The following is a 19,388-nucleotide window of genomic DNA, read 5'->3' on the forward strand; positions in this document are numbered from 1 at the left end:
AGAACCACCTTCATGCAGATCAAGCCCGACGAGATCACCTCCATCCTGAAGAGCCGTATCGAGGGCCTGGACGCCGGCTCCGCGGAGCTGACCGAGGTCGGCACCATCCTGTCCGTCTCCGACGGCATCGCGCGCATCCACGGCCTCGAGAACTGCATGTCGTTCGAGATGCTCGACCTGCCGCACGGCGTCACCGGCCTCGCGCTGAACCTCGAGTCCGACAACGTCGGCGCCGTGCTGTTCGGCGACTGGGACAAGTGCGTCGAGGGCGACACGGTCAAGCGGACCGGCCGCCTCCTCGAGATCCCGGTCGGCGAGGCGCTCCTCGGTCGCATCGTCTCCCCGCTCGGCGTCCCGCTGGACGGCAAGGGCGAGATCGCCACGACCGAGACCCGCCCGGCCGAGTTCAAGGCCCCCGGCGTCGTCGAGCGCAAGTCGGTCTTCGAGCCGCTGCAGACCGGCCTGAAGGCCGTCGACTCGATGATCCCGATCGGCCGTGGCCAGCGTGAGCTCATCATCGGCGACCGCCAGACCGGCAAGACGACGATCGCGGTCGACACGATCATCAACAACAAGGACTCCGGGGTCATCTCGGTCTACGTCGCGATCGGCCAGCGCATGGCGACCGTCGTCGGCCTGGCGAAGACGCTCGCGGAGGCCGGCGCGCTCGACAACACGATCATCGTCGCCGCCCCGGCCGACGAGGCCGCGCCGATCAAGTTCATGGCGCCGTACGCCGGTGCCGCGATGGCCGAGTACTTCCTCTACAAGGGCGGCCACACGCTGGCCGTGTACGACGACCTCACGAAGCACGCCTACGCGTACCGCCAGATGTCGCTGCTGCTCCGCCGTCCGCCCGGACGCGAGGCGTACCCGGGTGACGTCTTCTACCTGCACAGCCGCCTGCTCGAGCGTGCGGTGAAGCTGAGCGACGACCTCGGCGGCGGGTCGATGACGGCGCTGCCGATCATCGAGACGCAGGCGGGCGACGTGTCGGCCTACATCCCGACGAACGTCATCTCGATCACCGACGGGCAGATCTTCCTCGAGCCGAAGCTCTTCAACTCGGGTGTGCGCCCGGCCATCAACGTGGGCATCTCGGTGTCCCGCGTCGGCGGCTCCGCGCAGATCGGCCCGATGAAGAAGGTCGCCGGCCGCCTGAAGCTCGAGCTCTCGCAGTTCCGTGACCTCGAGGCCTTCGCGCAGTTCGGTTCCGACCTCGACGCGGACACCCAGAAGACGCTGGCCCGCGGTGAGCGCCTCGTGAAGATGCTCAACCAGAACGAGCGGGCGCCGCTGCCCGTCGAGGACCAGGTCGTCGCCGTGTACGCGGCCACGAACGGCTTCCTCGACCGGATCGACACCGAGCGCGTGCCCCAGTTCCTCGAGGACCTCATCCTCCGCCTGCGCTCCTCCGACGCGGCCCTGCTCGACACGATCAAGGGCGGCAACTGGAAGGACGACACGCAGGAGGCGCTGAAGACGGCCGTCGGCGGGTTCGCGGACGACTTCGGCTACGACCTCGACGAGGACGGCCAGCCGCTGGAGGGCGCAGCAGCCTGATGAGCCAGAGCGACGTCAAAGTCCGCATCGCGTCGGTCAAGAACATCCAGAAGATCACCCGCGCCATGGAGATGGTCGCGGCGGCGCGCCTGCGGCGGGCCGAGCAGCGGATCTCGTCGCTCCGTCCGTACGCGGGCGCCATCCGCCGCATGACCCGCCAGGCCGCCGAGGCGGCCGGCGGGGAGCTCGGCGCGCTCCCGATCCTCAAGGAGCACGAGAACGAGGGGACCGTCGCGATCCTCCTCGTCACCGCCGACCGCGGCCTCGCGGGTGCCTTCAACTCGCAGATCCTGCGGGCGGGCATCAGGGCCGGGACGGAGTACGAGGAGAACGGGAAGAAGGTCGTGTACTACGCGACCGGGCGCCGCGGCGTCTCCTCGCTCGCCTTCCGCGGCAAGGAGACGGCCGGGGCCTACACCGGGTTCACCGACCGTCCCGCCTACGCGAACGCCCGGGAGATCGCCGAGGCCCTCGTGGCCGCGTACGTCGACGAGAAGGTCGACCGCGTGGAGATCTTCTACAACGGCTACGTGTCGCCGCTCGTGCAGGAGGTCCGTCGCGAGACGCTCCTCCCGCTGCAGCAGGCGACGATCCTCGAGGGCAACGACGAGGAGAACGACGGCGCGGACGAGCCCACCGGGCACCACGCGCTCGTCGAGTACGAGCCGGACCCCGCGGACATCCTCAAGCGCCTCGTGCCGGACTACGTGGAGATCTCGGTCTTCCGTGCGCTGCTGGAGTCCACCGCATCGGAGCACGGTGCGCGCATGACGGCCATGCGCAACGCGTCGGAGAACGCCGGCGAGGTCATCACCGACCTCACGCTGGAGATGAACCGCGTGCGTCAGGCCGAGATCACGCAGGAGATCATGGAAGTCGTCGCCGGCGCCGAGGCGCTGGTGTAACCGGAGAATTTTATGGAAGCCACCACCGCCACCAACACCGGCCGCGTCGACGCCGTCCAGGGCGTCGTGATCGAGGTCACGTTCCCCGGCAAGCTGCCTGAGATCAACAACGCGCTGACCATCGCGCGCGACGGGGACCAGGGCACGCTCGTCCTCGAGGTGCAGCAGCACCTCGGCGACAACCGCGTGCGCTGCGTCGCCATGGACACCACCGACGGCCTGGCCCGCGGCGTCGAGGTCATCGACACCGGCGGACCGATCACGGTCCCCGTCGGCGAGGAGACGCTCGGCCGCATCTTCAACCTGCTCGGCGAGCCGATCGACAACGGCCCCGCGATCGAGGTCAAGGAGCGGTGGCCCATCCACCGCTCGGCCCCGGACGTCGAGGACCTCATGCCGACGACCGAGATGTTCGAGACCGGCATCAAGGTCATCGACCTCCTCGCCCCGTACGCCAAGGGCGGCAAGGTCGGCCTGTTCGGCGGCGCCGGCGTCGGCAAGACCGTCCTCATCCAGGAGCTCATCCACAACCTCGCCAAGGAGCACGGCGGCCTGTCCGCGTTCTGCGGCGTCGGCGAGCGCTCCCGCGAGGGCAACGACCTCTGGGTCGAGATGAAGGAGTCGGGCGTCCTCCCGAAGACGATGCTCGTCTTCGGCCAGATGAACGAGCCGCCCGGGGCCCGCATGCGCGTCGCCCTGTCCGGCCTCACGATGGCCGAGTACTTCCGTGACCAGATGGGTCAGGACGTGCTGCTCTTCGTCGACAACATCTTCCGCTTCGTCCAGGCGGGCTCCGAGGTCTCGGCGCTCCTCGGCCGCATGCCCTCGCAGGTCGGCTACCAGCCGACCCTCGAGACGGAGATGGGCCAGCTGCAGGAGCGCATCACCTCGACGCGCAACGGCTCGGTCACCTCGGTGCAGGCCATCTACGTCCCGGCGGACGACCTCACCGACCCGGCCCCGGCCTCGGTGTTCGCCCACCTCAACGCGACGACGGTCCTCTCGCGGGCGATCTCCGAGAAGGGCATCTACCCGGCGGTCGACCCGCTCGACTCGACCTCGACGATCCTCAAGCCCGACATCCTGGGCCAGGAGCACTTCGACGTCGCCAATCGCGTCAAGGAGATCCTGCAGCGCTACAAGGAGCTCCAGGACATCATCGCCATCCTCGGCATCGACGAGCTCTCGGACGAGGACAAGATCACCGTCCAGCGCGCGCGCAAGGTCGAGCGCTTCCTGTCCCAGCCGTTCCACGTGGCGGAGATCTTCACGGGCACCCCGGGTGCGTACGTGCCGATCGCCGACACGGTGCGCTCGTTCCGCGAGCTCATCGACGGCGAGCACGACGACCTCCCCGAGTCCGCCTTCTTCCTGAAGGGCTCGATCGAGGACGTCGCCGCCGCGGCCGCGAAGGGCTGATCTGAGCATGGCCCGCTCCACGTTCACGGCGGAAGTCCTCACCCCCGAGGGTGAGGTCTTCAACGGCGAGGTCGAGATGGTCTCGACCCGCACCGAGGTCGGGTCGCTCGGCATCCTGGGCAACCACCAGCCGCTGCTCGGCATGCTCGCGCCCACCGCGCTGCGGCTCTACCAGTCCGAGACCGACATCGTGACCTTCGCCCAGGGCGAGGGGTACGTGCAGGTCGCCGACAACCACGTGCTCGTGCTCGTGGAGGACGCGATCCCGTCCGGCGACCTCGACGTCGCGGACCTGCGCGACAAGGTGTCCCGCGCGGAGTCGGAGATCGCCGAGGCCGAGGAGGGCTCCGAGGCCCAGGCCAAGGCCAGGCGCGACAAGCGCCGCTGGGAGACGTTCATCGCCGTGGCCGAGGGCCCGGCGCCCACCGCGTCCTAGCCCCGCCGCACCACGCCTGACCGACGGCCCGTCGCCCCCTCGCGGAGCGGCGGGCCGTCGCTCTTTCAGCACGAGGAGCCGCTGTCGGCGCCGGTGCTCGAACTGCTGTCGAAGCCTGCACCGCAGTCCGTGCCCCAGCCGCTGTCGGCGGGCCACCCGGTCCCGGCGTCCGAGCCCCAGCGGTGGGCACCGTCAGGACGCCATCGGGGCGGAGCGCCGGGTCGCGGGTCGCGGCTGCCCGCGAGCCGCGCGAGCCGGACGACGAGGACCAGGACGGCGATCCAGGTGGCGAAGACGGTGGCCGGGATGGCGAGGACCCACCAGAACGGCGGGAACGGCAGCACGGCGGCGAGCAGGAGGGGCGTGGTCATGGCCGGACCGTACGACCGCCGGACCGCCGGTCCACCCGACCGCACACTTCCGGCACGAAATCGGCGCTCCGCCGGCACGAAACGCCGTCCCGGGCGAACCCGCGGCGGCCGCATCCGGCGGTCACGGCCGCCCATGCGGTGGTCCCGCCTGCCCCGTCCTCTACCCTCCACCTGTGGACGAAGGGCTTCTCGCTCAGCGGCTGATGACGTACGACACGTCGAAGCCCGACCAGTTGCAGGCGGCGGCGGCCTTCCTCAAGGGGTGGCTCGAGTCACGCAACCTCGCCTTCGAGGAGCGCTCGCACAACGGCCTGCCGGTCATCGTCGCATCGGCGGGCGCGGCCGCCGGCCCGGGCATTCCGACGGTCGTCCTCCACGGGCACCTCGACGTCGTCCCCGCCTTCGCGCACCAGTTCACGCCCAAGGTCGAGGGGGACCGCCTCATCGGGCGCGGCGCCTACGACATGAAGGGCGCGCTCGCGGCGATGATGTGCACGCTCGAGGACGTCAGCGCCCAGGACCGGGTCCGGATCCTCTTCTACTGCGTCCCCGACGAGGAGTCCGAGGACGTCGAGGACCGCTCGACCGATGCCCTCGTCGCCGAGGGCATCCCGGCCGACTTCGCGATCACGGGCGAGCCGACCGATCTGCACATCGGGGTCCAGGCGAAGGGCGTCCTGGCGATCCGCGTCGAGGTGAGCGGCACCGCGTGCCACGGCTCGACGCCCTGGCAGGGGGACAACGCGATCCTCAAGGCGCACGACGTCTTCCGCCGCATCGAGACGCTGCCCTTCAGCCGCATGTCCTCGGACCTCTTCGACCGCCCGTCGATCAACCTCGCCCGCATCGAGGGCGGCGACGCGTTCAACAAGGTCCCCGACCGCTGCTGGATGGATGTCGACATCCGCTTCCTCCCGGGGCAGGACACCGGCGAGATCCTCGCCCAGATCCGCTCGATCGCCGACACCGCGATCCTGAAGTGCTTCACGCGCGCCCCGGCGATCGTGAGCCGGACGAACCCGTACGTGCTCGCGCTCCGCGACGGCATCTCCCGCTCGATCGAGGGGGACGCGCTGAGCGTCGGCCGCGACGGCGCGTCCGACGCGATCTCCTTCCTGGAGGCAGGCATCCCCGCCGTCGAGTTCGGCCCGGTCGGCGCCGGTCACCACGGCCCGGAGGAGTGGGTGTCGCTCACGAGCCTCGCGCGCTACCGGCAGGCGCTCGGGGACTTCGTCCACGCGCTGCCGAGCTGGCTCGAGAAGCTCGACCCGGCCGCCGGCCCGGACCTGCGCTCCGTCGAGGGCGGCCTGGCTTGAGGTCGTCGGGGTGAAGGGGGAGGACGGGCTCCGGTTGCCGCACGCCGGGGTCCCGCTCTTCAAGCGCATCGCGATCGCCGGGGTCCTCATCACCTTCCTGACGTCCGGCGCGGTCGCCGCCGCGACGCTGCTGAAGGTCGACGAGATCGTCCAGAAGGTCATCCCGCCGTCGCACCGGGTCCACATCGACCCGAAGATTATCGAGCCGACGAAGGCCGGCAAGCCGCAGACGATCCTGCTCGTCGGCTCCGACAAGCGCTTCGGCGCGGGCAAGGGCGACGCGCGCTCGGACACGATGATGCTCGTCCGCCTGGACCCGAAGCAGCAGGCGACCGCGGTCATGTCGATCCCGCGCGACCTCGTGACGGACATCCCGGGCTACGGGACGCAGAAGATCAACGCCGCCTACTCCTACGGCGGGCTGAACCTCGTCCTGGAGACCGTCCGTCAGGTGCTCAGCGGCGGGCCGTACGCCGCGCCCGGTCACGAGTTCAAGATCAACCACGTCGTCGGGGTGAACTTCCGCGGCTTCCGCCGCGTCGTCGACTTCGTCGGCTGCGTCTACACCGACGTCGACCGCCGCTACTACCACTCGAACCTCGGGCTGCCGCCGGCCGCGCAGTACGCCGAGATCGACATCCAGCCCGGCTACCAGAAGCTCTGCGGGCAGCGGGCGCTCGACTACGTGCGCTTCCGCCACGCCGACTCGGACGTCGTGCGGGCCGCGCGCCAGCAGGGCTTCCTGCGCAACGCGAAGGACCAGATCGGCACGAGCCACCTGCTCTCGAACATCGACCCGCTCGCCGCGGCGATCGGCAAGTCGACGGAGGCGGACGCGAACCTCGCCTCGGTGCCCGCGATCCTGCGCATCCTCGAGCTCGCGATCAAGTCCGTCGGGCACCCGGTCCGCGAGATCGAGTTCCCGCACCAGTTCGTCAACACACCGACCGAGTCGTACGTGACCGCGAACCCGGTGGACATCGCCAAGGCGGTCGACTCCTTCCTCCACGCGAAGGCGCTGAAGAAGGCGCCGAAGGCGACGGCGCCCGCGGGGCTGCGGGCGCCGAGGACCGGGAAGCACGGCAAGCGCGCGGCACCGGCGCCGTTCGACTACGCGGCCGCCGGCCTCGTCCTCGACCGCCGCCCGAGCGAGGACCTCGTCGCGCCGCTCGCCGCCAAGGGCACGGTGCGGTTCCCGCTGTACTTCGCGAAGGCCATCACGACGACCGGCCGGTACCCGGCGAACACCCCCGACGCTCCCGAGCCGCGCGGCTACATCCTCCGCGACCGCGCCGGCAGGCGGCACCAGGCCTACCGCATCGTCGTCATCCAGAACGAGCCCGAGGGCCAGTACTACGGCATCGAGGGGACGACCTGGAAGACCCCGCCGATCCTCGACGGGGACAGCGACAAGGTCCGCATGCGGGGGCGGACGTACGAGCTGCACTACGATGGGACCCGTCTTCGGACCGTCGCCTGGCGTACCCCCGAGGCGGTCTACTGGGTCTCGAACACCTTGTCCCTCTCGCTGTCCAACAAGCAGATGCGCGGTATCGCGCGCTCGCTCACCCGGGTCGGTTCCCGGTGAGCGTCGCCGTCGACTCCGAGAAGCCGCCCCGGCCGGGGCTCTCCGTCGTGAAGCGGATGGCGCTCGCCGCGCTCATCATCATGCTCTCCACGGCGGCGGCCGTCGCGACCGCCGCGCTGCTCGAGATCAAGGACGACGTCACGATCTTCATCCGCGCGGGCGGCGTCCACAACCGCATCAAGAACGTCGAGGGCGCGCTCGACAACGTCAGCGCCGGCGGCCCGCAGACGATCCTCGTGCTCGGCTCCGACCGGCGCTTCATCGACAAGAAGACCGGCGCCCCCGCGCGGTCGGACACGATGCTGCTCATCCGCCTGGACCCGTCGAAGGCGGCGACCACCGTCATGTCGGTGCCGCGCGACCTGCGGGTGCAGATCCCGGGCCACGGGATGGGCAAGATCAACCAGGCGTACGAGCAGGGCGGCCCGGTGCTCGCGGTGAAGACCGTCCGCAACCTCCTGCACATCCCGATCAGCCACGTCGTCAACGTGAACTTCGGCGGCTTCCAGCGCGCCGTCGACCGGCTCGGCTGCGTCTACATGGACGTGGACCGGACGTACTACCACTCGAACGCCGGGCTGCCGCCGAGCGCCCAGTACTCCGAGATCAACGTGAAGGCCGGCTACCAGCGGCTGTGCGGGGAGAACGCGCTCGCCTTCGTCCGCTTCCGCCACGCCGACTCCGACCTCGTCCGCGCCGCCCGCCAGCAGGACTTCCTCCGCGAGGCGAAGGACCAGATCGGCGTGAACAAGATCTTCTCCGACCGCAAGACGCTGCTGAAGATCTTCGGCCGCTACACGCAGACGGACATCGGCACCGAGGCGGCGATCCTGCGCCTGCTGAAGCTCGCGGTGCAGTCGGCGAGCAACCCGGTCCAGCAGATCCAGTTCGAGCCGGTGAGCGACATCCCCGGCAGCTCGGACCTCGCGATCGCCCCGGCGACGCTGCAGCGCCTGGCGCGGCAGTTCATGGACGCGAAGAGCACGAAGTCCACCCGCGCGAAGGTGAAGAAGACCGCGAGCGACAAGGCCCGCGAGAAGCGCCAGAAGAAGCAGAAGCGCCGCTCGAACTCGTCCGTGCCGGCCGGGCTCTTCCTCGCCCAGCAGGGGGGGGAGGACCAGGCCGTGCGCCTCGCGACCGACCCGAAGCACCCGCTGTCGTTCCCCGTCTACTACCCGAAGCTCGCCGTCCTCGGGTCGACGTACGTCACCAGCGACAACCGCGCCTACCGCATCCTCGACCGCGACCCGAAGAAGAAGGGCCACGAGGCGTACCGGATCGTCGCGTCCGCTCCGGGCATCGGTCAGTACTACGGCGTGGAGGGGACGACGTGGAAGGACGCGCCGATCCTCGGTAGCCCGACGAGCACGAAGAAGGTCAACGGGCGCACGCTGAAGCTCTACGGCGACGGGGGCCGGCTGCGGCTCGTCGCGTGGTCGACGCCGCGCGCCGTGTACTGGGTCTCCAACACGCTCCTGCAGTCCCTGACGAACGGGCAGATGATCGCCATCGCCGACTCGCTGACCCGTCCCGGGAGCTGACGCGAGCGGGCGCGCGGGCGCGCCAGCGACTACCCTTCCGCAGCTTATGAGCATGCAGCGAGAGCCGATCGGCGTCATCGGAACGGGGTACGTGGGCCTGGTCACGGCGGCCGGGTTCGCCGAGCTGGGCAGCGACGTCTACTGCATCGACATCGACGCGGACAAGATCGCGCGTCTCGAGCGCGGCGAGATCCCGATCTACGAGCCCGGGCTCGAGGAGATGGTCTCCCGCAACCGCGAGCGGCTGCACTTCTCGACCGACATCGGGACCGCCCTCGACAAGGCCCGTCTGCTCTTCGTCGCCGTCGGCACGCCCCCGACCTACTCCGGCGACGCCGACCTCTCGGCCGTCAACGCGGTCGTCGCGGCGATGCCCGCCTCCGACCGCCACGCGCTCGTCATGAAGTCGACCGTTCCGGTCGGCACCGGCCGCAACATCAAGCGCGTCTTCGTCGAGCAGGGCAAGGACGGCTTCCGCTACGTCTCCTGCCCGGAGTTCCTCAAGGAGGGCACCGCGGTAGGCGACTTCCTGCACCCGGACCGCGTCGTCGTCGGCGACGATGGGGACTGGGCGGGCGACGCCGTGGTCGACCTCTACCGGCCGCTGCTGAGCGCCGAGCACGGCGGCGAGGAGGCGGGCGAGCTCGTCCGCACCGACATCGCGAGCGCCGAGATGGTGAAGCTCGCGTCGAACGCCTTCCTCGCGACGAAGATCTCGTTCATCAACGAGATCGCCAACGTCTGCGAGGAGACCGGCGCCGACGTCATCGAGGTCGCCAAGGGCATGGGTCTCGACGACCGCATCGGCCCGAAGTTCCTGCAGGCCGGCGTCGGCTTCGGCGGGTCGTGCTTCCCGAAGGACGTCAACGCGCTCAAGCAGCTCGCGGGCAACTCCGGGTACCACTTCCAGCTCCTCAACGCCGTCATCGAGGTGAACGAGCTGCAGAAGCGGCGCGTCATGGGCAAGCTCGAGAAGCACCTCGGCTCGCTCATCGGCAAGCGCATCGCGCTCCTCGGCCTCGCCTTCAAGCCGAACACCGACGACATGCGCGAGGCGACGTCGCTCGTCCTCTCCGCCCGCCTGCAGGCCGCGGGCGCGCACATCAGCGTGTACGACCCGATCGCCGAGGAGGAGGCGCGCAAGCTCATCCAGGGCGTGCGCTTCGCCGACTCCGCCCTCGATGCGGTGACCGGCGCGGACGCGGTCGTGCTCGTGACCGAGTGGCAGGAGTTCCGTGACCTCGACTGGGCGCAGGTCGCCGAGGCGATGGCGGGCACGACGCTCGTCGACGGTCGCAACGCGCTCGACCCCGGCCTGGTGCGTGACGCCGGGCTGACGTACGAGGGCATCGGGCGCGGAACCGCTTAGCGCGATCTGACATCCTCCGCGGCGACTGCGGCGGGGGTTCCGGCGTCCGGTCAACGGAGAGGGAGACGATGTGCAGGCAGTGATCTTGGTCGGAGGCGAAGGCACGCGGCTGCGGCCGCTGACCAGCGGGACCCCGAAGCCGATCGTGACGTTCGTCGACCGGCCGTTCATGGGCTTCATGCTGCAGTGGCTCGCGCGCCACGGCGTCGAGGACGTCGTCATGTGCTGCGGCTTCCTCGCGACGAAGGTCAAGGACATCCTCGGGGACGGCTCCGAGTTCGGCGTGCGGCTCCAGTTCGTGGAGGAGCCCGAACCCCGCGGCACCGCCGGCGCGCTGAAGTTCGCCGAGCAGCTCCTGCAGGACCGCTTCCTCATGCTCAACGGCGACACGCTGACCGACGCGGACATCACCGCGCAGATCGCGCAGCACGAGGCGACGGGTGCGACCGGCACGCTCGGCCTCGTCCCCGTCGACGACCCGTCCGCCTACGGCCTCGTCATGCGCAACGAGGATGCGAGCGTCTCCGGCTTCCTCGAGAAGCCCGGTCCCGACCAGCTCGAGGGCATCGACCGCTTCTACGTCTCCGGCGGCATCTACGTCCTCGAGCGCCAGGTGCTCGACATGATCCCGCCGCACGAGAACGTCTCGATCGAGACCGAGATCTGGCCCGCGCTCGTCGGTGACGGCCTCTACGGCTACGGCCACGACGGCGCCTACTGGATGGACATCGGCACGCCCGAACGCTACCTGCAGGGGACGGCCGACATCCTCGAGGGCCGCGTGCACACCGCCGTCTCCGACCGGCTGAACGGCGACCGCCAGGCGCTCGAGGGCGACGTCGAGGACGGCGCCACGATCACCGGCGCGGTCATCGTCGAGGCGGGCGCGCGGATCGCCGCCGGCGCGACGGTCACGGGCCCGGCGGTCATCGGCGCGGGGACGACGGTCGCCGCCGGCGCGACCGTCGAGCGCGCGGTCATCCTCGCCGGCGGCCGGGTGGCGGCGGACGCGATCGTGCGGGATGCCATCCTGTCTCCCAACGTCAGCATCGGCGAGCGCACGACGGTCAGCGAGCTGGCCGTGCTCGGCGAAGGCGTGAGCGTCGGGGCGGACAACCTCCTCGGCGCGGCGGTCAAGCTGTTCCCCGGCACCACGCTCGGTGACGGGGCGATCAAGGTCTGAGGCCGGCAAAGCCGGCAGCGAGAGGAAGAGCGAGAGCGCGATGAGCAGCACGGACACGACGGCGGACCTCGGTCGGGAGACCGTCTCCGCGAACGACCCGACGGACCAGATCACGGACGTCCTGGCGCTCCCGGAGCTCCTGCGCGACGCGCTGTGGAAGGTCGAGTCGGCCGGCCTGAAGGAGATCGACTCACCCGGCGGGATGGTCTTCGCCGGCATGGGCGCGACCGCGACCGCCGGCCTGCTCGCGCGGGCGGCGCTCGCCGACCACGCGTCGCTGCCGATCCTGCCGGCGCGGGCGTACGGCCTGCCGGTGTGGACGACGCCGCAGACGACCGTGCTCTGCGCGTCCTACTCGGGTGACACCGAGGAGACGCTCGCGTGCTACGAGGCGGCCGGGGCGCTCGGCGCGCCGCGCGTCGTCGTGACCACCGGCGGCCAGCTCGCCGCCCAGGCCCGCGCCGACGGCGTCCCCGTCATCCCGGTCGCGGGCGGCCTCGCCGCCCCGAACGCCGTGGCGTACATGCTGGTCGCCGCCCTCGAGGTCGCCGCGCAGTGCGGCGCCGGGCCGCGGATGACGAGCGAGATCGACGTCGCCGCCGAGCACCTCGAGGACCTCGTCGTCGCGTGGGGCCCGGACTCGCCGGAGGACTCGGCCGCGAAGTCGCTCGCCCGCGCGCTCCACGGCTCGGTCCCGGTCATCTCCGGCGCCGGGTTGACGGTGCCGCTCGCCGTCCGCTTCAAGCAGCAGCTGAACCACATCGCGCAGACTCCGGCCTTCGCCGCGGAGCTGCCGGACGCCGACCACGCGGAGCTCGCCGGCTGGGCGGGGGCCGACACCCTCGGCCGCTTCAGCGCCGTCTTCCTCGACGACTGCGACACGCACCCCCGGGCGCAGGCCCGGCTCGCGCTGAGCAAGGAACTCATCGCGCCGCACGTCGTCGGCACGCACCTCGTCGCCACCCGCGGCCAGACGGCGGTCGAGCGCGTCCTGTCGCTCGTCCTCTTCGGGGACCTCGTCGCCCACTACTGGGCCGTGCTCTCCGGGGTCGACCCCGGGGCCGAGACGCCGGTCGAGATGCTGAAGGCGGACCTCATCAGCTGAGCTTTCCGCGCAGCGTGCGGTCTCGTCGGGGATATGCCCCCACGAGACCGCACGCCGAGGCGGATGTGCCTGGACGCGGACGCCGTCCGCAACCTTGACATAGACGTGGTAAGGTTTGCCCTGTCCAATGGCCGGGTTGACCATCAACGAGGCAGCGGAGACCACGGGCTGGTCCCCGCGCATGCTGCGATACGTGGAGAGCGCCGGGCTCATCGAGCCGCCGCGTTCCCCCGCCGGATATCGCCTGTACGGCCCTGAGGAGCTCCAGCGCCTGCGCACCCTGCGCCTGCTGCTGGAGGACCACGGGATCGGCCTCGGCGACGTCGGCTTCGCGCTACGCCTGCGCCGCGACACGGAACTCCGTGACGCGGTGGAGGCGTGGTTCGAGGCAGAGGTCACCCGCCCCGCGGACATTCCCGACAGCGCCTGGCTGCGCTGGGAGCAGGAGAAGCACCAGCGTCTCCTCGCCGCACTGGTCGACTAGCGGTGGCATCCGTTTTCCCGCACCTAGTCGTTCCAGCACTCACGTAAACGATCCAAAGGATCTCGCCGCACATGACCGACACCGCCATCAGCACCCAGCAGGACTTCAAGGTCGCCGACCTCTCCCTCGCGCCGTTCGGCCGCAAGGAGATCGAGATCGCCGAGCACGAGATGCCCGGCCTCATGTCGATCCGGCGCGAGTTCGCCGAGGCGCAGCCGCTCGCCGGCGCCCGCATCATCGGCTCGCTGCACATGACGATCCAGACGGCCGTCCTCATCGAGACGCTCACCGCGCTCGGCGCCGAGGTCCGCTGGTGCTCGTGCAACATCTTCTCGACGCAGGACCACGCCGCCGCGGCGATCGCGGTCGGCCCCGAAGGCACGCCCGAGAACCCGCAGGGTGTCCCGGTCTTCGCCTGGAAGGGCGAGACGCTGGAGGAGTACTGGTGGTGCACGGAGCAGGTCGTGAACTGGCCCGGCGAGCCCGCCAACATGATCCTCGACGACGGCGGCGACGCCACGATGCTCATCCACAAGGGCACCGAGTTCGAGAAGGCCGGCGCCGTGCCGGACCCGTCGACCGGTGAGTCCGAGGAGTTCCAGGTCTTCCTGACGCTCCTGAACAAGTCGCTCGCCGAGGACCCGCAGCGCTACACGAAGGTCGGCCAGGCGATCAAGGGCGTCACCGAGGAGACCACGACGGGCGTGCACCGCCTGTACGAGCTCGCCAAGAGCGGCGAGCTGCTCTTCCCGGCGATCAACGTCAACGACTCGGTCACGAAGTCGAAGTTCGACAACCTCTACGGCTGCCGCCACTCGCTCGTCGACGGCATCTTCCGCGCGACCGACGTCATGCTCGCCGGCAAGCACGCCGTCGTCTGCGGCTACGGCGACGTCGGCAAGGGCTCGGCCGCCTCGCTGCGCGCCCAGGGCGCCCGCGTCACGGTCACCGAGATCGACCCGATCTGCGCGCTGCAGGCCTGCATGGAGGGCTACAGCGTCTCGACGCTCGACTCCGTCCTCGAGTCCGGCGACGTGTTCATCACGACGACCGGCAACAAGGACATCATCAGCGCGGACGACATGGCGCGGATGAAGCACAACGCGATCGTCGGCAACATCGGCCACTTCGACAACGAGATCGACGTCGCCGGCCTCGAGGCGAAGGCCACGAAGATCAACATCAAGCCGCAGGTCGACGAGTGGAAGTTCGAGGACGGTCACTCGATCATCCTGCTCTCCGAGGGCCGCCTGCTGAACCTCGGCAACGCGACCGGCCACCCGTCGTTCGTCATGTCGAACTCGTTCGCCAACCAGACGATCGCCCAGATCGAGCTGTGGACGAAGAACGACGAGTACGAGAACCAGGTCTACGTCCTGCCGAAGCACCTCGACGAGAAGGTCGCCCGCCTGCACCTCGCCGCGCTCGACGCGCAGCTCACCGAGCTGCGTCCGGACCAGGCCGCCTACATCGGCGTCCCGGTCGAGGGCCCGTACAAGCCGGACCACTACCGCTACTAGCCGCCGGTAGACCGTGACGCGCTCGGCGACCAGGCAGGTCCGATGACCTCGTCCGTCGCCGACGCGTCGCTCGCGGACGCGGGCCGGGACCGCATCGACTGGGCGGACGCCCAGATGCCGGTCCTGCGCCAGATCCGCGAGCGGTTCGCGGCCACCCGCCCCCTCGAGGGGGTCGCGGTGGCCGCGTGCCTGCACGTCACCGCCGAGACGGCGAACCTCGTGCGCACGCTGCTCGCGGGCGGCGCGCGCGTCGGCCTGTGCGCGGCGAACCCGCTCTCGACGCAGGACGAGGTCGCCGCGGCCCTCGCAGCCGAGGAGGGCGCGTCCGTCCACGCCCGCCGCGGCGAGGACATGGACGCCTACGTCGGCCACGTCCGCACGCTCGTGCAGGCCGAGCCGCACGTGACGCTGGACGACGGCGCGGACCTGCTGAGCGTCCTCCACGCCCGGCCCGCCGGCCTGCCCGACGGCTTCCTCGGCGGCACCGAGGAGACGACGACCGGCCTCGTGCGGCTGCGCACCCTCGAGACCTCCGGCGCGCTGCGCACACCGGTCCTCGCCGTCAACGAGGCGCGCACCGAGCGGCTCTTCAACGACCACTACGGCACCGGCCAGTCGACGCTCGACGGGATCCTGCGCGCGACGAACCTCCTGCTCGCCGGGCGGACGGTCGTCATCCTCGGCTACGGCTTCACCGGCAAGGGCGTCGCCCTCCGCGCGCGCGGCGCGGGCGCCCAGGTCATCGTCTGCGAGGTCGACCCGATGCGCGCGCTCGAGGCGCGCATGGAGGGCTTCCAGGTCATGCCGGCGCTCGAGGCGGCCTCGCGCGGCGAGATCTTCATCACCGTCACGGGCGCTCCGGGCGTCCTCGGGACCGAGCACTTCCTCGCGATGAACGACGGCGCGGTGCTCGCGAACGCCGGGCACTTCGACGTCGAGATCGACCTGCCGGCGCTCGACGCCGTCGCCGTCGGCGGCATCCGCGAGGTGCTGCCGCTCGTCACCCAGTACGAGCTCGCACCGGACGGCGACGCCCCGCCGCGGCGGCTGAACCTCCTCGCCGAGGGCCGGGTCGTGAACCTCGCCGCCGGCCAGGGGCACCCGGCCGCCGTCATGGACATGTCGTTCGCGACCCAGGCGCTCGCGACCGAGCACCTCGTCCTCAGCGCCCGCGACGCCCCGCTGCGGCCGGGGGTCCAGCCGGTGCCCGAGGCGATCGACCGCGAGGTCGCGACGCTGAAGCTCGCCTCGCTCGGCGTCCGGATCGACACGCTGAGCCCCGCGCAGCAGCAGTACCTGCACCACTGGACCTGACCAACCCCGGGGCCCGCTCAGTCCGCGGACATCCCGCGACACCGGCTTACTACGATGCGGACGTGCCGACCCCCGACGCGCTCACCGCCGCCGAGGCGAAGCTCCGCGGCTCCGGAGCCGCGGACGCCGCCGTGGACACCTTCCTGCGCCAGCTGGGCCGCGTGCTCCGCGGCGAGCGGGGCGCGCTCGCCGAGGCGGAGCTCGACCCCGTCACGAGCCTGGACGACGCCGAGGCGCTGCCCGCGGCCGGGGACGACGCCACCGAGGCGCTGCTCGGCGAGGCGGTCGTCATCAAGCTCAACGGCGGCCTGGGCACGAGCATGGGCCTCGACGGGCCGAAGTCGCTGCTCCCGGTGAAGGGGGAGCTGACCTTCCTCGACGTCATCGCCCGGCAGATCGTCCACCTCCGCGAGGAGACCGGCGCGCGGCTCCCGCTCGTCCTCATGAACTCCTTCGCGACGCGTGAGCCGTCGCTCGCCCGGCTCGCCACGCACACCGGGCTCGACCAGGACGTGCCCGCCGACTTCCTCCAGAACAAGGTGCCGAAGCTCCGCGCCGACGACCTGACGCCCGTCGAGTGGCCCGCGGACCCCGGCCTGGAGTGGGCGCCTCCCGGCCACGGCGACCTCTACCCGGCGCTCGTCGGGTCGGGGATGCTCGACACGCTCCTCGCGGCCGGGTACCGGTACGCCTTCGTCTCCAACGCCGACAACCTCGGGGCGACGCTCTCGCCGCGGCTGCTGGCGTGGTTCGCCGGCTCGGGCGCGCCGTTCGCGATGGAGGTCGCCGACCGGACCGCGGCCGACCGCAAGGGCGGGCACCTCGCCCGCCGGCGCGGCACCGGCGGCCTCGTCCTGCGCGAGCTCGCGCAGACACCGGAGGAGGACCTGGATTCGTTCCAGGACATCACGCGCCACCGCTACTTCAACACGAACAACCTCTGGGTCGACCTCCGCGCGCTGCAGGCGACGCTCACCGCGTCGGGCGGCGTGCTCGAGCTCCCGCTCATCGTCAACGCGAAGACCGTCGACCCCAAGGACGCGTCCTCGACCCCGGTCCTCCAGCTCGAGACCGCCATGGGCGCGGCGATCGACGCCCTCCCCGGTGCGGTCGCGATCCGCGTGCCGCGCAGCCGCTTCGGCCCCGTGAAGACCACGAGCGACCTGCTGACCGTGCGCTCCGACGCGTACGTGCTCCGCGACGACGCGCGCCTCGCGCTCGCCCCGAGCCGCGCCGGCGTCCCGCCGCAGATCACGCTCGACAGCGCCTGCTACAAGCTCGTCGGGGCGCTCGACGAGCGCTTCCCCGCGGGGGCCCCGTCCCTCGTCGACTGCACCCGGCTCACCGTCGAGGGCGACGTCCGCTTCGGCGCCGGCGTCGTCATCCGCGGCGAGGTCGAGCTCCACGGCCCGCGGACGGTCGCGGACGGCGAGGTGCTCGGCTCGGGGCGCTACGCCGCGCCCGTCCCGTAGCGCTCCTCGCGCTCGTCCTCGCGGTCGGACTCGGCGAGGGCCTTGACGAACAGGTAGGCGAGCGCGATGCCCATGACGATCGACTGCTCGATCGCCATGACGGCGCCGGCGGTCGCCTGATCGTCGGACGCCGACAGGCCCCACACGCGCGGGGCGTGCTCGTAGAACGCGTACAGCGGGTCGGGCGCGAAGGTGATGGCGATCCCGAGCATGCCGACGAGGAGCTTCGTCACAAGCATGTACACGACCGGGCCGAAGGGGCCGATCGAGATGCGCCCGCGGATGGGGGAGAGCAGGTGCCACCAGTACAGCGTCCCGACGCTGATCATGCAGACGTGCTCGAACACGTGGATGCCCGAGTGCTCGAGCGCCGCGTCGTACAGGGCCGGGATGTGCCAGACCCACATGACGGCGACGTAGAGGACGACGGCGAGCGCCGGGTGGGCGAGCGGGCCGGCCGCCTCCTCCAGGCGCTGCATCCGCCGGGTCACCGGACGCAAAAGGACCTTCGTCAGCGACACCATCAGGAGGATCGGGAAGACGTCGAGCAGTAGGACGTGCTGCAGCATGTGCATGGCGAAGACCTGGTCGGCGAGCCGGTCCACGGGGGAGAAGAGCGCGGCGACGGCGACGAGCATCGCGCCCGCGAAGGCGCACGCGCGGCCGGCGGGGGCGCCGCGCGCGCCGGCCGGGGACGCGCGAACCGCCCGCCAGCGCGTGCCGTAGGCGACGGACATCGTCGCGAGCAGCGCGGCCGCACCGGGCTCGAACGTCCACGAGGCATCGACGGCCGCCATCGGGCGATCATCGCACCGTTGCCTGGGCGGCGGCGCTGGGCCGGGCCGGCCGGGACCGCGGGCATCCGGAGCGCGAACGTCGATCATCCCCCGCTGGAGGGGGTGAGGATCGACGTTCGGCGCTTCCGAGGACACGGCTCGGTTTGCGCGGGTGCGAAGACGGCGCAGTCCCGACGCACTTCCGTCAGAGGAACGGGGTTGTGCCGTCGCAGGCGGCGGGCGCACGATGGCGGGGTGCTCCGCGCGCTCACCGGCCTCCTCGCCCCGCCCGCGTGCCTCGCGTGCCGCGCGCCGGGGACGACGCCGCTGTGCGCCGCCTGCCGGCGGGCGCTGCGCGTCCTGCGGCCGGAGGCCGTCTGTCCCCGCTGCGGGCTGCCCCGGCCGTGCGACGGCGGGGGCGGCGGACGGGGGCGCGGCTGCCCGGCGGCGGACGCGCCGTGGGCCCGCGCGTGGGCGCCGGTGGCCTACACGGGGCCGGCGACCGCGCTCGTGGCGGCGCTGAAGTTCCGCGGGGCGCTGCCCTGCGCGAGCCTCATGGCCGCCCAGGTCGCCGCGCTCGCACCGCCGGGGCTCCTCGCCGGCGGGGTGCTCGCCCCGGTGCCGACCCATCCGGCCCGTGCCCGCCGTCGCGGCTACGACCAGGCGGACGTCCTCGCCTGCGCGCTCGCGCGGCGCAGCGGCCTCGCGGTCGAGGCGTGCCTCACCCGGGCGGGTCCGCGGTCGCGGCAGCTCGGCGCGGGCCGCGCCGAGCGGCTGCAGGACGGGCGGCTGCACCTGCGCTGCCGTCGCGCGCCGCCGTCGCGCGTCGTCCTCGTCGACGACGTCCACACGACGGGGGCGACGCTCCGCGCCGCGGCGGCCGCACTGCGTCGCGGCGGGGCCGCCGAGGTCGTCGCCGTCACCTGGGCGCGGACGCTGTGAACGCCGGCGAGCGGGGAGACCTCACCGGCCGCGAACGGGCGTTCCTCGCCACTTCTCGGCGCGTCGCGCGGGAGTTAGCACAAA

The 19,388-nt window shown here is 71.4% G+C and carries 17 protein-coding genes; 15 read left to right on the forward strand and 2 right to left on the reverse strand.

Going from position 1 to position 19,388, the window contains the following annotated elements:
- Positions 1 to 12: 12 nt before the first annotated feature.
- From atpA to atpC, 4 genes are read left to right on the forward strand one after another with little or no spacing between them, the layout of a single operon-like run.
- Complete coding sequence (atpA, locus tag NBH00_RS06390) at positions 13 to 1,563, forward strand: F0F1 ATP synthase subunit alpha (RefSeq protein ID WP_254572519.1); 1,551 nt, start codon at positions 13 to 15, stop codon at positions 1,561 to 1,563.
- Positions 1,563 to 2,468, forward strand: coding sequence for an ATP synthase F1 subunit gamma (gene atpG / locus NBH00_RS06395; protein WP_254572520.1), 906 nt, complete (start codon positions 1,563 to 1,565; stop codon positions 2,466 to 2,468). Before atpA ends, atpG begins: the two co-directional genes overlap by 1 nt.
- A 12-nt stretch (positions 2,469 to 2,480) precedes the next feature.
- Positions 2,481 to 3,887, forward strand: a complete 1,407-nt coding sequence (atpD, locus tag NBH00_RS06400) for a F0F1 ATP synthase subunit beta (protein WP_254572521.1) — start codon at positions 2,481 to 2,483, stop codon at positions 3,885 to 3,887.
- Between the two features lie 7 nt (positions 3,888 to 3,894).
- Positions 3,895 to 4,323, forward strand: coding sequence for an ATP synthase F1 subunit epsilon (gene atpC, locus NBH00_RS06405; protein WP_254572522.1), 429 nt, complete (start codon positions 3,895 to 3,897; stop codon positions 4,321 to 4,323).
- 65 nt (positions 4,324 to 4,388) lie between these two features.
- On the opposite strand, the gene NBH00_RS06410 is transcribed toward atpC, so the two are convergent.
- The gene (locus tag NBH00_RS06410; RefSeq protein WP_254572523.1) at positions 4,389 to 4,694 is read right to left on the reverse strand and encodes a hypothetical protein; all 306 of its coding nucleotides are present in this window, start codon (positions 4,692 to 4,694) and stop codon (positions 4,389 to 4,391) included.
- A 173-nt stretch (positions 4,695 to 4,867) separates the two neighbouring features.
- Between NBH00_RS06410 and NBH00_RS06415 the strand changes: the two genes are divergently transcribed.
- The 10 genes from NBH00_RS06415 to NBH00_RS06460 all read left to right on the forward strand — a co-directional run bounded on the left by NBH00_RS06415 (position 4,868) and on the right by NBH00_RS06460 (position 17,586).
- Positions 4,868 to 6,010: a M20 family metallopeptidase gene (locus NBH00_RS06415; protein WP_254572524.1), complete on the forward strand. Its 1,143-nt coding sequence runs from the start codon at positions 4,868 to 4,870 to the stop codon at positions 6,008 to 6,010.
- 10 nt (positions 6,011 to 6,020) lie between these two features.
- Complete coding sequence (locus NBH00_RS06420) at positions 6,021 to 7,598, forward strand: LCP family protein (RefSeq protein WP_254572525.1); 1,578 nt, start codon at positions 6,021 to 6,023, stop codon at positions 7,596 to 7,598.
- Complete coding sequence (locus NBH00_RS06425) at positions 7,595 to 9,139, forward strand: LCP family protein (RefSeq protein WP_254572526.1); 1,545 nt, start codon at positions 7,595 to 7,597, stop codon at positions 9,137 to 9,139. Before NBH00_RS06420 ends, NBH00_RS06425 begins: the two co-directional genes overlap by 4 nt.
- 46 nt (positions 9,140 to 9,185) lie before the next feature.
- Positions 9,186 to 10,508 carry a UDP-glucose dehydrogenase family protein gene (locus NBH00_RS06430; RefSeq protein WP_254572527.1) on the forward strand — a complete coding sequence of 441 codons (1,323 nt, stop codon included), beginning with the start codon at positions 9,186 to 9,188 and terminating at the stop codon, positions 10,506 to 10,508.
- Positions 10,509 to 10,587: 79 nt separating this feature from the next.
- Positions 10,588 to 11,691, forward strand: coding sequence for a nucleotidyltransferase family protein (locus NBH00_RS06435; protein ID WP_254572528.1), 1,104 nt, complete (start codon positions 10,588 to 10,590; stop codon positions 11,689 to 11,691).
- 40 nt (positions 11,692 to 11,731) lie between these two features.
- Positions 11,732 to 12,796 carry an SIS domain-containing protein gene (locus tag NBH00_RS06440; RefSeq protein WP_254572529.1) on the forward strand — a complete coding sequence of 355 codons (1,065 nt, stop codon included), beginning with the start codon at positions 11,732 to 11,734 and terminating at the stop codon, positions 12,794 to 12,796.
- Positions 12,797 to 12,923: 127 nt separating this feature from the next.
- A complete protein-coding gene (locus tag NBH00_RS06445; RefSeq protein ID WP_302182704.1) occupies positions 12,924 to 13,280 on the forward strand; it encodes a MerR family transcriptional regulator in 357 nt (118 codons plus the stop codon).
- 71 nt (positions 13,281 to 13,351) lie between these two features.
- Positions 13,352 to 14,800, forward strand: a complete 1,449-nt coding sequence (ahcY, locus tag NBH00_RS06450) for an adenosylhomocysteinase (protein WP_254572531.1) — start codon at positions 13,352 to 13,354, stop codon at positions 14,798 to 14,800.
- Between the two features lie 42 nt (positions 14,801 to 14,842).
- Positions 14,843 to 16,114: an adenosylhomocysteinase gene (locus tag NBH00_RS06455; protein ID WP_254572532.1), complete on the forward strand. Its 1,272-nt coding sequence runs from the start codon at positions 14,843 to 14,845 to the stop codon at positions 16,112 to 16,114.
- 62 nt (positions 16,115 to 16,176) lie between these two features.
- On the forward strand, positions 16,177 to 17,586 hold the full coding sequence (locus tag NBH00_RS06460; protein ID WP_254572533.1) for a UTP--glucose-1-phosphate uridylyltransferase: 1,410 nt from the start codon (positions 16,177 to 16,179) through the stop codon (positions 17,584 to 17,586).
- Here NBH00_RS06460 and NBH00_RS06465 read toward each other — a convergent pair.
- A complete protein-coding gene (locus NBH00_RS06465) occupies positions 17,565 to 18,383 on the reverse strand; it encodes a cytochrome c oxidase assembly protein (RefSeq protein WP_254572534.1) in 819 nt (272 codons plus the stop codon). The two genes, NBH00_RS06460 and NBH00_RS06465, sit on opposite strands and share 22 nt — an antisense overlap.
- Positions 18,384 to 18,617: 234 nt before the next feature.
- Here NBH00_RS06465 and NBH00_RS06470 point away from each other — a divergent pair, with 234 nt between their 5' ends.
- Positions 18,618 to 19,304 (forward strand): ComF family protein, encoded by a 687-nt coding sequence (locus tag NBH00_RS06470; protein WP_254572535.1) that lies wholly within the window; start codon positions 18,618 to 18,620, stop codon positions 19,302 to 19,304.
- The last annotated feature ends 84 nt before the right edge of the window (positions 19,305 to 19,388 follow it).

It is taken from the genome of Paraconexibacter antarcticus (genome assembly GCF_024220175.1).
GTDB lineage: Bacteria > Actinomycetota > Thermoleophilia > Solirubrobacterales > Solirubrobacteraceae > Paraconexibacter > Paraconexibacter antarcticus.

Bases quoted from the DNA above. Each gene is read 5' to 3' on its own strand.
- NBH00_RS06455 (WP_254572532.1), top strand. From the start codon at position 14,843: ATGACCTCGTCCGTCGCCGACGCGTCGCTCGCGGACGCGGGCCGGGAC.
- NBH00_RS06465 (WP_254572534.1), bottom strand. From the start codon at position 18,383: ATGGCGGCCGTCGATGCCTCGTGGACGTTCGAGCCCGGTGCGGCCGCG.
- NBH00_RS06445 (WP_302182704.1), top strand. From the start codon at position 12,924: ATGGCCGGGTTGACCATCAACGAGGCAGCGGAGACCACGGGCTGGTCC.
- ahcY (WP_254572531.1), top strand. From the start codon at position 13,352: ATGACCGACACCGCCATCAGCACCCAGCAGGACTTCAAGGTCGCCGAC.
- NBH00_RS06410 (WP_254572523.1), bottom strand. From the start codon at position 4,694: ATGACCACGCCCCTCCTGCTCGCCGCCGTGCTGCCGTTCCCGCCGTTC.
- atpD (WP_254572521.1), top strand. From the start codon at position 2,481: ATGGAAGCCACCACCGCCACCAACACCGGCCGCGTCGACGCCGTCCAG.
- NBH00_RS06430 (WP_254572527.1), top strand. From the start codon at position 9,186: ATGAGCATGCAGCGAGAGCCGATCGGCGTCATCGGAACGGGGTACGTG.
- atpC (WP_254572522.1), top strand. From the start codon at position 3,895: ATGGCCCGCTCCACGTTCACGGCGGAAGTCCTCACCCCCGAGGGTGAG.
- atpA (WP_254572519.1), top strand. From the start codon at position 13: ATGCAGATCAAGCCCGACGAGATCACCTCCATCCTGAAGAGCCGTATC.
- NBH00_RS06440 (WP_254572529.1), top strand. From the start codon at position 11,732: ATGAGCAGCACGGACACGACGGCGGACCTCGGTCGGGAGACCGTCTCC.
- atpG (WP_254572520.1), top strand. From the start codon at position 1,563: ATGAGCCAGAGCGACGTCAAAGTCCGCATCGCGTCGGTCAAGAACATC.